Source organism: Thioclava nitratireducens, from assembly GCF_001940525.2.
In the GTDB taxonomy this organism is placed as follows: domain Bacteria; phylum Pseudomonadota; class Alphaproteobacteria; order Rhodobacterales; family Rhodobacteraceae; genus Thioclava; species Thioclava nitratireducens.
Map to the genome: position 1 here is coordinate 926,566 of NZ_CP019437.1, position 13,899 is coordinate 940,464.

Annotated in this window: 15 protein-coding genes; 2 read left to right on the forward strand and 13 right to left on the reverse strand. The window is 56.2% G+C overall.

From position 1 onward, the window contains the following. Positions 1 to 12: 12 nt before the first annotated feature. Positions 13 to 1,172, reverse strand: a protein-coding gene (locus BMG03_RS04645; RefSeq protein WP_244270937.1) for an IS3 family transposase whose coding sequence is annotated in 2 segments (ribosomal slippage) — positions 13 to 923 and positions 923 to 1,172 — 1,161 coding nt in all. Because the reading frame shifts where the segments join, the coding sequence is not laid out codon by codon here. Between the two features lie 68 nt (positions 1,173 to 1,240). Between BMG03_RS04645 and BMG03_RS04650 the strand changes: the two genes are divergently transcribed. After that, positions 1,241 to 1,516 (forward strand): site-specific integrase, encoded by a 276-nt coding sequence (locus BMG03_RS04650; RefSeq protein WP_075777683.1) that lies wholly within the window; start codon positions 1,241 to 1,243, stop codon positions 1,514 to 1,516. Positions 1,517 to 1,529: 13 nt separating this feature from the next. On the opposite strand, the gene BMG03_RS04655 is transcribed toward BMG03_RS04650, so the two are convergent. After that, the gene (locus tag BMG03_RS04655; protein ID WP_075777684.1) at positions 1,530 to 1,766 is read right to left on the reverse strand and encodes a helix-turn-helix domain-containing protein; all 237 of its coding nucleotides are present in this window, start codon (positions 1,764 to 1,766) and stop codon (positions 1,530 to 1,532) included. 93 nt (positions 1,767 to 1,859) lie between these two features. Here BMG03_RS04655 and BMG03_RS04660 point away from each other — a divergent pair, with 93 nt between their 5' ends. After that, positions 1,860 to 2,510, forward strand: a complete 651-nt coding sequence (locus BMG03_RS04660; RefSeq protein ID WP_075777682.1) for a hypothetical protein — start codon at positions 1,860 to 1,862, stop codon at positions 2,508 to 2,510. A gap of 260 nt (positions 2,511 to 2,770) precedes the next feature. Here BMG03_RS04660 and rfbA read toward each other — a convergent pair whose 3' ends face one another. The 11 genes from rfbA to BMG03_RS04715 all read right to left on the reverse strand — a co-directional run bounded on the left by rfbA (position 2,771) and on the right by BMG03_RS04715 (position 13,898). Further along, entirely contained in the window at positions 2,771 to 3,649 is an 879-nt protein-coding gene (gene rfbA / locus BMG03_RS04665; protein ID WP_077701112.1) for a glucose-1-phosphate thymidylyltransferase RfbA, read from the reverse strand. Next, entirely contained in the window at positions 3,646 to 4,491 is an 846-nt protein-coding gene (rfbD, locus tag BMG03_RS04670) for a dTDP-4-dehydrorhamnose reductase (RefSeq protein ID WP_075777681.1), read from the reverse strand. Before rfbD ends, rfbA begins: the two co-directional genes overlap by 4 nt. Further along, positions 4,488 to 5,525, reverse strand: a complete 1,038-nt coding sequence (gene rfbB, locus BMG03_RS04675; protein ID WP_077701113.1) for a dTDP-glucose 4,6-dehydratase — start codon at positions 5,523 to 5,525, stop codon at positions 4,488 to 4,490. The genes rfbD and rfbB overlap by 4 nt, the downstream gene beginning before the upstream one ends. Continuing rightward, complete coding sequence (gene rfbC, locus BMG03_RS04680) at positions 5,522 to 6,094, reverse strand: dTDP-4-dehydrorhamnose 3,5-epimerase (protein ID WP_075777451.1); 573 nt, start codon at positions 6,092 to 6,094, stop codon at positions 5,522 to 5,524. Before rfbC ends, rfbB begins: the two co-directional genes overlap by 4 nt. Positions 6,095 to 6,138: 44 nt before the next feature. After that, positions 6,139 to 7,587: a mannose-1-phosphate guanylyltransferase/mannose-6-phosphate isomerase gene (locus BMG03_RS04685; RefSeq protein ID WP_075777450.1), complete on the reverse strand. Its 1,449-nt coding sequence runs from the start codon at positions 7,585 to 7,587 to the stop codon at positions 6,139 to 6,141. Positions 7,588 to 7,624: 37 nt separating this feature from the next. Further along, on the reverse strand, positions 7,625 to 8,704 hold the full coding sequence (locus BMG03_RS04690) for a DUF1972 domain-containing protein (protein WP_075777449.1): 1,080 nt from the start codon (positions 8,702 to 8,704) through the stop codon (positions 7,625 to 7,627). Further along, positions 8,701 to 9,801 (reverse strand): glycosyltransferase family 4 protein, encoded by a 1,101-nt coding sequence (locus BMG03_RS04695; protein ID WP_075777448.1) that lies wholly within the window; start codon positions 9,799 to 9,801, stop codon positions 8,701 to 8,703. The genes BMG03_RS04690 and BMG03_RS04695 overlap by 4 nt, the downstream gene beginning before the upstream one ends. Beyond that, positions 9,798 to 10,886, reverse strand: a complete 1,089-nt coding sequence (locus BMG03_RS04700) for a hypothetical protein (RefSeq protein WP_157771550.1) — start codon at positions 10,884 to 10,886, stop codon at positions 9,798 to 9,800. The genes BMG03_RS04695 and BMG03_RS04700 overlap by 4 nt, the downstream gene beginning before the upstream one ends. Then, positions 10,873 to 11,496 carry an LbetaH domain-containing protein gene (locus tag BMG03_RS04705; RefSeq protein WP_075777446.1) on the reverse strand — a complete coding sequence of 208 codons (624 nt, stop codon included), beginning with the start codon at positions 11,494 to 11,496 and terminating at the stop codon, positions 10,873 to 10,875. Before BMG03_RS04705 ends, BMG03_RS04700 begins: the two co-directional genes overlap by 14 nt. 138 nt (positions 11,497 to 11,634) lie before the next feature. Continuing rightward, positions 11,635 to 12,687: a glycosyltransferase family 4 protein gene (locus BMG03_RS04710; RefSeq protein ID WP_077701114.1), complete on the reverse strand. Its 1,053-nt coding sequence runs from the start codon at positions 12,685 to 12,687 to the stop codon at positions 11,635 to 11,637. After that, positions 12,684 to 13,898: a glycosyltransferase gene (locus BMG03_RS04715; RefSeq protein ID WP_157771551.1), complete on the reverse strand. Its 1,215-nt coding sequence runs from the start codon at positions 13,896 to 13,898 to the stop codon at positions 12,684 to 12,686. Before BMG03_RS04715 ends, BMG03_RS04710 begins: the two co-directional genes overlap by 4 nt. Between the last annotated feature and the right edge of the window lies 1 nt (position 13,899).

Consider the following 13,899-nt stretch of genomic DNA (forward strand, 5'->3'; position numbering starts at 1 on the left):
TGGGGCCCTCGTTCATAACGAGAGTCTGCAGGTTTGAGATTGGTAGTCGGATCGGTTGTTGTGGGCAAGCGCGCCGGGCGCGGAGCCCTCAAATTGCTCAAGCGTCCGGCGCGCTTCGAGCGGCGTCTGGTTTCCCAGAGACGAGTGCGGTCTGACGGCGTTGTAGTCGTAGCGCCAGAGCGCCAACTTGCGCCGGGCATCGTCCAGTGTGTCGAAGATCTCCTCGTTTAATAATTCGTCGCGCAGGCTTCCGTTGAAGGACTCGATGAACGCGTTCTGCTGCGGCTTGCCGGGGTCGATGTAGTGCCAGGGAATGGCGTTCTGGTCGGCCCATCTCAGGATGGCCCGGCTGGTGAACTCCGTCCCGTTGTCGCTGACAATGCAAGCAGGCTTTCCGTAGATCCGCACCAGCGCATCGAGTTCACGGGCAACACGCTTGCCCGATATACTGGTATCGGCGACCAGGCACAGGTTCTCTCTGCAACAATCGTCGATCACGGCCAAAATACGGAACTTGCGCGAGGCGCCGAAGCTGTCCGCCAGGAAGTCGAGCGACCAGCGCGCATTGGGATGCGCCGCCGCAGGCATCGGCGTGCGTGACCCGCGAGCCCGCTTGCGTCCACGCCGTCGCTTCACCGATAGCCCTTCCTCGCGATAGAGCCGATACAGCTTCTTGTGGTTCATGGTCATGCCCTTGCGCTCAAGCAGGATGCCGATCCGGCGATAGCCAAACCGGCGCCGCTTCCCGGCGATCTCCTTCATCTCCTCGCGGATCTCGGGGCAGTCCGGCGGGCGTGTGCGCCGGACCGTCTTGGGGTCGACACCGACAAGCTGGCAGGCCCGACGCTGCGAGATGTCATGATCCCGCATCGCCCTGAGCGCCGCCTCTCGCCGCCTGGTCAATGTCGTCAGTTCTTTCCCAGCAGATCCTTCAGAACCACGTTGTCGAGCATGGTGTCGGCCAACAGACGTTTGAGCTTGGCGTTTTCGTCTTCGAGCGCCTTCAGCCTGGCTGCCTCGGAGAGCTCCATGCCACCATACTTGGCCTTGAACTTGTAAAAGGTCGCCGGGCTGAGGCCATGCCTGCGGCACACATCAGCTGTCGGCATGCCTGCCTCCTGCTCCTTGATCATCCCAATAATCTGCGCCTCGGTGAAACGGCTTTTTCGCATTCGTCTGCTCCTTCAGAGTTGGCGCAGACTCTACACTACGTTGAGGGATCCCGCGGGGGGCAGGTCAGATGCGAGCGTTTCCGGACGGGTTTTCGCGCTATCGCGAGAGCTCTGCCACGCTGAGTGCCACGGTGAATACCTATCTGCGTGATGCGGGCCTCCTCGAGAGCGAGCGGCATTCTCTCTACAGCCTGCGACATGCGTTTGAGGATCGGATGCTTGCCGCTGGGATCGACGAGCGGATCCGGCGCGACGTGATGGGGCATGCTTTGGGGCGCGAGCGCTATGGGGAAGGCGGGCGGTTGGCGACGATTGCGGAGCTCCTCGAGCCCATCGCGTTCTGAGCCGAGTGAGCGATCAGCTCCGCAGCTTCACCTTGAGCAGATTAGCGGGGTCGATATCGAGTGCCTGAGCGAGGCGCCAGACATTGTCGATGGAGATATTCTGCTCGCTACGCTCCACGGCGCTCAAATAGGTTCTGTTGAGGCCAGATTCGAGCGCTAGACGTTCCTGCGACCATCCACGCTCTGCGCGCAGTGATCTGAGGTTGCTCGCGAGCGTGTCGCGCAGAGGGCTTTTCGGCGTCCGTTTCACCCCCTTGCAATCGCGCAATGTTGGTTTTAGCTCTACCGGTTATAAGAGACATTCGTGCGCTCGCTGATACATTCTTGCAAAGGGACCACCTCGATGACCGCAACTGAAATCGACCCGAGTTTTCTGCTCATTTCCGATCGCGAGATGTATGTTCATCGTGATCTCAGTCTTGCCGAAGCGCTCGGCGATGGGTTTGTCTATCGCCGTATCAAGAACATGCTGGCGGACCCCTTGCTGCGTCCGCTCCTTGAGCTGTTGGAGAATGGTGCGACGAGCTACGAAGGCGCGCTCAAACTTAAAGGGCGCGGTTTCCTCGAGACGCGGTCGATGATCGCGCGGCGAGGCCCATTCAAGGAAGACGAGTTTCAGTATGTTCTGCTGACGGATGAGGCTTGCAGTTATGCCCATCGCTGGCTCTTCGGAAGAGCGGAGGGGCCTGAGCCGGATCTCGATCCGGCGGAGTCCCTGCTGAAGGCTATTCGGCGCTATCTCGTTGTCGACGCCGGTTCTGGTATCGTGGTGGGGCGAGATGTGCTGGAGGTCGCGATCGATTTCGACGATATGAACGTCTTAGGCCGCCTGATCCATCTGGACTACGGGCTTCGTCAACTTTCGGATCCTGGTTTCAGTGACCCGGTTTCCGAGGCCGATTGGATGGAAGCTCGCGCGTATTGGTCCGGGGCGGATAGTGCCGATCGAGTTGGGGCTGCTATCGTATCCTTCGACACGTCCGAACTCCCGTAAGTGTTCTCGCGAGGGGGCAGCAGGGCTGCATCCACTAACAGAGTGTCAGTTTTTCTTTCCTTCTGTCGCGTCGCGATAGAAAGATATTCCAACAAAAAAGCCGCGACTATGAAGGTCGCGGCTCTTGCCTTTTTGCTCAAGAATTTCGAGGCGTTGGTGCTACCTTGTCCTCGGAAGCGGCGCCACCATTACCCCTTCGCGCCTTGTCCGCGAGCCGCCGCAAAGGAGGACGGGGTGGATAACCACGTCATTGAGCTCGGTCATTTCCTGATCTTCACAGTCGTTTCCAAATATTCGCCATAGCTGTTCTTGCCGAATTTCTTCGCGCGATCGGCGAGCGCGTCGGCACTGATCCAGCCCTTCTCGAAGGCGATCTCGTCGGGCGAACCGCTTTGCAGGCCTTGTCGCTCTTCCAGCGTTCGCACGAAGTTCCCCGCATCGAGCAGGCTGCCATGCGTTCCGGTGTCGAGCCAGGCAAAGCCCCGGCCCATCTGGGTGACCGAGAGCGCGCCGTCATGTAGGTAGGTTTCCAGAAGCGAGGTGATCTCCAACTCGCCCCGAGCGGACGGCGTGATCGTCTTGGCGCGGTCCGGAGCGGTCTCGTCGAGGAAATAGAGCCCCGTGACCGCGAATTGCGAGGGCGGCACTTCGGGCTTCTCGATGATCGCACGCACTTTGCCGCTGTCGTCGAAATCCACCACGCCGTAGCGTTCGGGATCGCGGACGCGGTAGCCGAAGACGGTGCCGCCCTCTGTGGTCGCATTCGCCGCTTTCAGGATCTTGCCGAGACCCGCGCCGAAGAAGATGTTGTCGCCCAGAACCATCGCCGAAGGGCTGCCCGCGAGAAAATCTTCAGCCAGCAGATAGGCCTGCGCCAGACCGTCGGGCGAGGGCTGGGTGATATAGGTCAGGCTCAGCCCCCATTGGCTGCCATCGCCGAGCGTGCGGATGAACTGCTCCTGATCATGCGGCGTGGTGATCACCGCGATCTCGCGAATACCGGCCAGCATCAGGGTGGTCAGCGGGTAGTAGATCATCGGCTTGTCGTAGACCGGCAGAAGCTGTTTTGAGACGCCCATCGTGATCGGATAGAGTCGCGTGCCCGAGCCGCCCGCCAGAATGATCCCCTTGCGCGTCATATCGCCCCCAATTCGGTCAAAACCTCGTCCAATCCCGAACTCCAATCGGGTCTGTTCAGGCCGAACACGGCCAGATCGCTGCAGTCGAGCCGCGAATTGAGCGGCCGTTTCGCGGGCGTCGGATAATCGGCGGTGGGGATATCCTCCACCGTCACGCCGCGCCCGGCCCGCGCGAAGATCTCCCGCGCGAAGCCTGCCCAACTTACATCGGGAGAGCCTGAGAAATGGTAAACGCCGCTCTTCTTGGGCGCGCGCTGCAGTTCCTTCGCGATGGTCAGGCAAGCCTCGGCGATGGCCTTGGCCGGTGTCGGTCCACCGATCTGGTCGGCGACGATCGTCAGGCGCTCGCGGCTTTCCGACAGGCGCAGCATCGTCTTCACAAAATTCCCGCCATGGGATGAGAAGACCCAGCTCGTGCGCAGGATGGCGAAGGGGCCGCCTGCGGCCCGGATCGCCTGTTCTCCGGCGAGCTTGGTGCGGCCATAGGCGCCCAGCGGATCGGTCGGATCGGTCGGCTCGAACGGCGCGTCGCCCGAGCCGTCGAAGACGTAATCGGTGGAGATGTGAATGAGCGGGATGTCGAGGTCGCGGCAGGCCTTGGCCATCGCCGCGGGCGCATCACCATTGACCACCTGGGCGAGCGCCTCCTCTTCTTCAGCTTTGTCCACGGCGGTATAGGCGGCGGCGTTGATCACCGCCTCGGGCTTGGCTTCCCGGATCGCCTCTGCGGCGGCACCGGGATCACGCAAATCGACCCTATTCCGGCCTAAGAACGCCGCATCGGGGGCGAGGCGTTGCAACTCCTGCGCGACTTGGCCGGTCTGTCCGAAGACGAGGATCATGCCTTGCCCAGCCTTTCACCGACGCCGTGCCGGTCCAGCAGCGGGCGCCACCAGTCCTCGTTCTCGAGATACCAGCGCACGGTGCGCTCGAGCCCCTCTTCAACGGTGACGCTCGGCCGCCAGCCCAGCTCCTCGCGGATGCGGGTGGGGTCGATCGCGTAGCGGGCATCATGGCCGGGGCGGTCTGTGACGAAGCTGATCAGATCGGCATAGGGCGCGTTGCCCGGACGCAGCTTGTCGAGAATGGTGCAGATCGTCTGGACCAGTTCGAGGTTCGACCGCTCGTTCTCGCCGCCAATATTGTAGCTGCGGCCCAAGGCGCCTTTCTCAAGCACCAGAAGCAGCGCATCGGCGTGATCTTCCACATAGAGCCAGTCGCGCACATTCGAGCCGTCGCCATAGATCGGCAGCGGCTTGCCCGCGAGCGCGTTCAGGATCACGACCGGGATCAGCTTTTCGGGGAAGTGATAGGGGCCGTAATTGTTCGAGCAATTGGTGAGCACGACCGGCAGGCCATAGGTCTCGTGCCAAGCGCGCACGAGATGGTCCGAGCCCGCTTTCGAGGCGGAATAGGGGCTGTTCGGGGCGTAGGGCGTCTCTTCGGTGAACTGGCCGGTGGGGCCGAGCGTGCCATAGACCTCGTCGGTCGAGATGTGATGGAAGCGGAAGCTTTCGGGGCGACCCTCGGCCTCCCAATAGGCGCGGGCGGCCTGCAGCATGTTGTAGGTGCCCATCACGTTGGTCTCGATGAAGGCGCCGGGGCCGTCGATCGAGCGATCCACGTGGCTTTCGGCGGCGAGATGCATCACCGCATCGGGCTTGTGGCGGGCGAAGATCGCCGTCAGCGACTCTGGATCGCGGATATCGGCCTGCTCAAACGCGTAGAGCGGGCTGCCCGCGACGGGCGCGACGTTCACGAGGCAGGCGGCATAGGTCAGCGCGTCGAGGTTAACCACCGCATGGCCGCGCGAGACGGCGAGACGGACGACCGCGGAGCCGATGAAACCTGCGCCGCCGGTGACGAGGATCTTCATGCTGCGCCCTCCCATTTGAAGGGGCTATCGACGGAAGCGAGCAGAGGTGCCTCGGCATCCTTGCCGGACAAAACAGGCTCTATTCCTGCGGAAAGCGGCCAGTCGATGGCCAGATCGGGATCGTCCCAGCGGATCGCGCCTTCGCAGTCGGGCGCGTAGTAATCCGAGCACTTATAGACAATTTCGGTCCCCGGCTCGAGCGTCACGAACCCATGCGCGAAGCCTGCCGGGATCAGCAGCTGCTTGCCGTTCTCAAAGCTCAGTTCCGTGCCGAACCACTGGCCGTAACTCGGGCTGCCCTTGCGGATATCGACCGCAACATCCCAGAGCCGCCCGCGCCCGCAGCGCACCAGCTTCGCCTGAGCGTGCGGCGGGGCCTGAAAATGCAGCCCGCGCACCGTGCCCACCGCCTCGGAAACCGAATGGTTGTCCTGCACGAAGTCGATATCGATCCCGGCCTCGGCAAATCGCTTCGCCGAATAGCTCTCGGAGAAAAACCCACGGTGATCGCCGAATCGCTTCGGGGTGATCACAAGAACGCCGCTGAGGGGTGTTGGTTCGACCTGCATCAATAAATTTCTTTCAATAAAATAAATTTGCCTTGGCGATGCGGCTAGCCTTTCGCACCCTGTCCCCGCGCGTAGACATCCTCGTAGCGGATGATGTCGTCCTCGCCGAGATAGCTGCCGGTTTGCACTTCGATCAGTGTCAACGGGACTTTCCCCGGGTTTTCCATGCGATGTACGGCACCGAGCGGGATATAGACGGACTGGTTCTCGGTCACGAGCTTCACCTCGTCATCAATCGTCACCTTCGCGGTGCCCTCGACGACAATCCAGTGCTCGGCGCGATGGTGATGGCTCTGCAAGCTCAGCGCGGCGCCAGGGTGAACGTGAATCCGCTTCACCTGAAAGCGCTGGCCGACGACGAGGCTCTCATACCAGCCCCAGGGGCGGAAGTCGCGGGGCAGGGTCTCGGCCTGGGCGGCGCCCTTGGCCTTCAGTTCGGCCACAGCCTTCTTCACGTCCTGCGCACGGTCCTTGTGGGCGACGAGGACGGCATCGGGCATGGCGACCGCAATGATGTCTTCGAGACCGATTCCGACCAGTTCCTGAGCGGTATCCGTTGAATGCAGAAGCGTGTCGCGGCAGTCGATTGCAGTGGCAGGGCCGGTCGCGACGATGCCGTGTTCGTTCGGGTTCTGCTCGCGCCAGACCGCCTGCCAGTCGCCAAGATCCGACCACGCGCCACCAAAGGGCACGACGGTCAGGTTGTCGGCGCGTTCCATCACCGCGTAGTCGATCGAGATGTCTTCGAGCTGCGCCCAAGGCTCGGGAGCAAGCCGGGTAAAGGCGAGATCGCGCTCGGCGGCATCGACAGCAGCCTTCGCTTGCGCGAGCGTCTCGGGGGCGTGTTTTGCGAAGGCGTCGAGGATCGCCGAGGTGGAGAAGAGGAAGATGCCGGCGTTCCAGAGATGCAGGCCACCCTCGAGCAGCGTCTCGGCCATGGCCAAGTCAGGCTTCTCGACGAAGGATTTCAGTGGCTGCGGGGTCGCGGAGAATTCCGCGTCCGGGGCTTCGCTCAGTTCCAGCCATCCGTAGCCGGTCTCGGGTCGATCGGGACGGATGCCGAAGGTGACCAGCTGTCCGGCCTCGGCTGCCGGGGCGGCGGCCTCGACCGCTGCACGGAAGTGCGCGGGATCGGGGATGACGTGATCCGACGGCGCTATCAGCATCAGCGCGCCGGGCTCGCGGGCCTCGAGCACCAGCGCACCCGCGCAGATCGCCGCGGCGGTGTTGCGAGCGGAGGGCTCGATGAGAATATCGGCGGGGGCGATTTCGAGCGCGGCCAGTTGTTCTATCACGACGAAGCGGAAATCTGCGCCGGTAATCACGGATGGCGCGGCAAAGCCGTCGCCCGCGAGCCGTTTGGCCGAAGCCTGGAACAGGCTCTCCTCGCCCATCAGGTTGACGAATTGCTTGGGGTAGCTCTTTCGCGAGAGCGGCCAGAGTCGCGTGCCTGCGCCGCCGCAGAGAAGGACAGGGTGAATAAGATTAGCCAACTTTACCTCGTTGAAACGGTTTGGCGCGCCGTGCGAATCAATTGCGCTCAAGAAGCTGGAAATAGGCCTCGCCGATGCGCTCCCACGTGTAGCGGCGTTTTGCGATCTCGCGCATTTTGGCGCCGATCTGGGCAGCGTCTTCCGGATTGAGGCGACGTAGACGATCTGCAAGCTCTGCCGCAGTCTTAAAGTAATACGCTTGGCCTTCTGTGCTGTTGCGGTTGAAAGCGCAACCATGCGTAATAATCGGAACGCCAAAATGCATCATCTCGACTAGGGAAGGGTTTGTTCCACCTGCAGAATGGCCGTGAAGGTAGACCGAAGCCCGCCTGCGCAGCGCATGTAGCGCGCCGGACTCATATATGGGGTCGACCAAGTGCAGGTTCGGACGCCCACTATACCGTGCCTTAAGATCGCGGCTATACGCGTTGTTGTCCCAGTTGCCCACGAAGACCAGTGGTGTGTCGAGCTCGTCGAAAGCCTCGAGAATGAGATCGACATTGTTTTCCGGTTCAATCCGGCACAGCGCTAGGGCAAAATGCGGAGGTAACCCGGCGGGGACCTCAGCCTTTCCGATATGGTCAAGCGCATGATCGCCACCGTAAGCTATAACATGGCAATTAAAGCCATAGGTTTCGCGGACATGGTCGGCGATCGCCTGATTATCGGCGATGACCTCGTGTGAAAAGTGTACCGCCGCCCATTCCGAAGCTCGCAACACCAGTCGGGCTAGTCCCTTCCATTTCTCGCGCTTCCACTCAATTCCATCGATGTTTGTGATTACGCGCGACTGGCTTATAAGCCGGAACAAGGGCAGCGCCAGTGCGCCAGAAACCCCAAGGAGTAGGATACGATCATGCCCGCTACGCACCGCTTGCCAGAGACTTATTACGTCGTAGGGAATGCTCTGGGCCCCGTTCGCGCGCAAGTCCACGTATCGCAGATCGGCGCTCTCGAAATGTACCGGGTGTTCGCAATTGTCTTTGGCTGAACACCAGACAGTAAGTGCAGAACGGTGACCGGTTCTTTTGTGGTATCGAACAAGGTTCTCGGCTAGGGTTTCAAAGCCACCATAGCGGCCCGGCACGCCAACGGTTCCAAGAATAGCAATTCTCATCTGACTGACCTTTCGCAAAGATTTTTGAGTGCCTCGCGCAGAGAGGTCGCATACGCCTCGAAGGAAAAATCTCGCGCCCGAATCCGCGCGGCCCGCGCCATGGCAGCATGGGTTTCTGGGTTGTCGGCCAGCGCTAACACCGCCGCACACAGCGCAACGCCGTCGCGCGAGTCGATGCAATAGCCCTCAACACCGTTGGTGATGATCTCCGCTGGGCCACCGACAGGTGGAACAATCACAGGAACGCCAAAGGTCATCGCCTCTACTACTGTGAGGCCGAAGGTTTCGATCCACTGGTCGGGCCGCGAGAGGTTTAGAACAAGGTCAGCAGCTGCGTAGAAACCAGCTGGGTCGCTCGTGGATGGGTGGATGGTGATGTTGGCCGAATTTGTATGGCTTCCTGAAAAGGCCGCAATCTCGCGCTCCTCGGCATTCAGAACGAGGTCAAAGGTAATATCGCCACGGTCCTTAAGAGCTCCAGCAAGCGCAATGAATTCTCTGATTCCTTTGTAGCCTCTTAGCGAGGCTAACATTAGCACCCGGAATTGCCCCTTTTGTCGTGGGGTATGTTCACAGGCGCGAGCGGCCAAAGCCGGACTAACCGGGTTGGGCAAGATAACTGCGGGAGGGCCATTGATAGGCAGGCGCGCTCGATGGTCGTTGGAGACATAAATGAGTAGGTCGGCTGAGCGTGCCGCGAAACTTGTCAGGAAACGGCGCAGCGGAACCGGCGCAACGGAGACTTCGTGAACATGCACTACAACACGCCGCCCGGTGCGGCGGCCCCAAAGCATTGCTGCGAACGGTAGCAGCGTATTCACGAAAACCGTTGCATCCCGCGGGATATTTGCTGACTGCGAGAGCGCTCGGTAAAGCGCGAATTGACTCGTGACATACGTCAACAAAGTTATCATTCGGTAGCGGCTACGGCGATACCAGTAACGTTGCGTCGGCACACCCGCTTCCTCGAGCACGCCGCGTCCTTGCGAGCCAACGAAGAGCTGCACCTGCGCGCTCGCGTTCAGCGCATCAATTGTCGAACGAAGGACAGTAGGACTGCCCGAACGATCATTTAGGAGGTGACAAAAAACGATCATCCTACATAGCCTACTGTCGTTCGGTCACCGTTACCGTTTGTCTTAGGTGGTTGGTCTGCGCCTCCTGTTAAGCGGCGCGAGAGGGCGAAAGACCTACCATTCTTGTCCCTCAGTCCAGCAGTCTTTGCCTCGGAAAAACACCACGCCCAAGATATGAAAAGAGTATAGGGTGAGGCCAAAGCAAAATTAAGCATAAGTAGCAATGCTAGCGCCAGCGGAATCCGCTGGGTTAAAATTGTCAGCAGTAAAATAAACGGCAATAATCCAAAGTCGCTAAAGATGCCAAAGATAAAAGATCCGCTATAGCCAGATATTCCAAATGGTTCAAGGAACATCGCCACTTGCGCATCAGAGGCTCCAACGCCGCGCCCGAATAGAAAACCAAAGTAATCCATATTCTTTACAGACACGATACCCAGAAATCGGATGAAGAAGCTATTCGATAGAAGGAGTTCCTGATTTATCGGCGTGAAAATGAGGTAGGCAGTGAAGGTGGAAAACAAAAGAATAAAACTTCTTCTGAACACGGTGAACCGCATGAGTAAACCAATGATTGCGAGCCCGCTCTGGGTTGCGCATATCAGAAAAATAATTCCTGCTCGTAGTTGAGACGACTTAGTGATGAACCATAGCCCCACCAAGGTCATACCCATATATGAAGCCTCTAGGGTGTATCCCTTTAGGCGTGGAAAAAAACGAGACGATGAATAGTATTCACCCACGCCCATGGAGTAGAGGACAGAAATCGAAAGCAATAAGAAAAATCCAAAGTTAGACAGCTTGGATGAATTGGAGATAAACCTATCGCTTGTTACGGCGGAAAACACGAAAAGATAGGCGGAAATGAACGCTACAGTCGAAAAAGGGGTGCCATTTAGGATAAGCAAGGTTGACATCAGGATAATCAGAGAGAATGAATTTTTCTTCATTCCCCCGGCCCTCAATGCAGGCAGGAAAATCAATATTGCAGTCAGATAAGCTAGCGGATACTGACCGCTACTATTAAAAAACGGAATCAAGAACGCGCTGCTCAGGCAGCTCGCGAAAAGAAGATAAACTATTAGAGCCTTTTTAGATAGCGACATTTTTGGCCGGAACTCCAATTACTGTACCAGAAGAGTACCGTTTATTTAAAAGTGCACAAGCTCCAACGGTCGTATGTTCATCAATGTAAGTGCCATCTAGCAGTGTTGCTTTGGCGCCTATCCAAACATTTGATCTCACAGAGATACCAAACTGGGTTGTCCCACTTGATTTACCAGGGCCTAAGTGATTCTGAGGATGAAACGACACATATTGCCCAATACTGCAATTTTTCCCTATTTCTACTAGCGCAGCGCCGCCTACGAAGCAAAATTCTGCGAGTGTGGAATGATCACCAATTAAAACCCCTTGGCCGGGTGTGTCGGGCGTTGGCGGAACACGAATAATGGAATACTTACCAATTTTACAGCGCTTTCCTATATGGACGCCTCGCGTGCCAAATCCATCGATCTCGGTAAAATCCTCAATTCTCGTGAAGGCGCCGATTTTGACTTTACTCCGGGATCTGATTTTTACGCCTCGTCCAATAAAAACAAAAGCGTAGCCCCGAAAGATGCCGCGAATGAATCCAATAAGAAAGGGAAGGAGGTAAGTTACAGCTCCCCAAAAGCCTCGCTGGCGGAAAAGGTTCGCGATTTTATCTTTATGCATGTCGTTCTCTCTAAGAAAAGCGCGTTATGCAGTCTCATCGTTGGAAAAAATAGAGTCGACATATGCTGTTGAAATAATATGTTCCACAAATAGATCTTTGCAATATGACGCGATACACCTTCTTTGCACAAATAGCAATTACGATTGTTTCAATCGGCGAACTCTCAACAATTCCCTCCAGCTTTCATCAAAAACTTCTTGGTTGAACGTCCCTTCGATCCGTTCGCCAATTGACAAGTAGTAGTTACGTGAGTCTTGCTCTAGCATTGTGTTTAACTGAGCTGAAATATCTTCAGGCGAGATCACATTCTTCGGCAGGTTTCCATCGAGATCGAAAGAATGAAGGCCAGTAACATTAGAATGAACGCATGGGATACCAAACATAGCAGCTTCAAGAACTGGGATTCCAAAGCCCTCATTCAAGCTAAAAAGGGCAGAGCCGTAAGCTCCTTTGTAAAGTTTGACTAGCTCCTCGTCAGAGACATCACTCCGCACTTCGATTGAAACGTCGTCGAGTAGTGGTAATTGCTTTTCGAATGTCCCCACCAACAAAAGCTTAACATTATTCCCGGGAAGAGCACTGCTCTTGAAGCCGAGTATTGTCGCTTCAATATTCTTTCGTGGATGCCCGTTGGATACAAGCAAGATATATCGAGTTTCATCATTGGTCTCAGAGGTTTTCTCTAACGTCTCGGATTCAATGTTGCTGTGAAGTGTCTCAATTGAGGCATACGGACTGATAACGGAAATTCGATCAGCAGAGATTCCTAGTCGTTCGTTGATATCTGATTTCACAAAGGCCGAAGGGGCAACAATTCGAATTTTGCTAAATTGCTTCAAAAGAAAAAGATTGTATCGATAGTAGACTCTTTCGAGCCGCGAATAGCACTCTGGGAAATCTAAAAATGCAAGATCATGAACGACGACAACAACACGGTCGCTGTTATACAACGGAACGCTGAATGCGGGGGAAATGTATTTCGATTGCCGTTCGAGTGTCAGGGCGAACGCTGGATAGAAAGCCTCGAATAGCACCAGAGATATCTTTCTGACGGCTGGGTTTGCCTTAAGAAAAGCCGGAAGATGTATCGAAACAAGTCCATATTGAGCTAACGCAGCAGCGATTTGCGACGCATATCTCGAAAGTCCGGAAGTGCGTCTAGTTAAATAATGCCCAGAAATATGAATCATAGCGCGTCCTCGATAGCCTTTTTCAATTCTGCCGAAGTTCTCTTTTTCGAAAAGTAAAGTGATTTTTCGACGGCATCGTTGCTGTAATACGAGTAGTTCTCGAAGGCTCGTCGTACCAAGTTAAGGATTTCATATTCCGGCCGTTCTGAGTTTCTCGAAAAAGTCAGGCTATGTTCGCTTGGTAGCAAGGCGTCAATGCCTAGGCCCGAGGGGCAAATTATCGGTGTGCCGAGTGACATGGCTTCAACTGCGACTGTTCCACCGTGTTCCGCGGCCGTTTGTAGAAGTATTCCGTTTGCGGTTTGCAATATTTCGTGAACTGTCTGGTGAGGCACCTTTCCAAGCTCTCGCGCGCGACCTGGATATTTTTCCAAAATTCTATCAACGCTTATATTTCCTCCTAACCGATCCCCAACGAAAGTTACAACAAGGTTATCAATTTCTTCAAGGCAGGCATCGACTAGATGGCAGAAAAATTCTATATTCTTGAAGTCAAGATATTTTCCGATAAAGATTAACTCAGGCGGCCCGCGCCGGGTAACACTCTCCGAAGGCTTACTGACGAACTCGGAATGTACAGGCGGAATCATGACAGTCTTTTCCGTAAAAAATTTCCATGGAGCCTTCTTAGAACTGGCTGCGATTCCGCCAATGATGATGTCGGAAGAAGCCGCGTTTTGCCACAAAAGTGGGTTAAATCGCAGAATTATTTTGACAGCGGCGCGGACCTTCGCTCGGAGAGTTTTTTTTGTCTTTAAAAAATTAGATGGCTGCGATCCAAGCGGGCCGACGATTTTGCGACAATAGGGCAAATAGTAAATTGGGGACCAGTTCCAGTCGCTAACCCAAGTAGGTTGGCTTACGAACTCGGATTTCCTCCAATCTCGGCTTGAAATAAGAATCCAAAATACTTTTCGAATCCATATAAAATAATTCAATCCCTGCCAGCGTCCAGAATATCGAATTCCTAGCGGGTTGAAATCTTTGATTGGAATAATGTTGCAGTTGTGAATTTTTAAAGCAGAAAGTTCCGATCTTATTCTAATTACTTGATCTTCGGCATCTCGAACTAGAAGGTTGACTTGGCGGAATAAGCTTGCGTAAAATAAGAGAAAGGTCCATCCAACGCCCCACTCCGAACCGGAATCGGGGCGACAAGAAAAAGCAATCATGGTGATTGAATGCTTTTTCGAAGCGCAGAGTTTTTGCAAT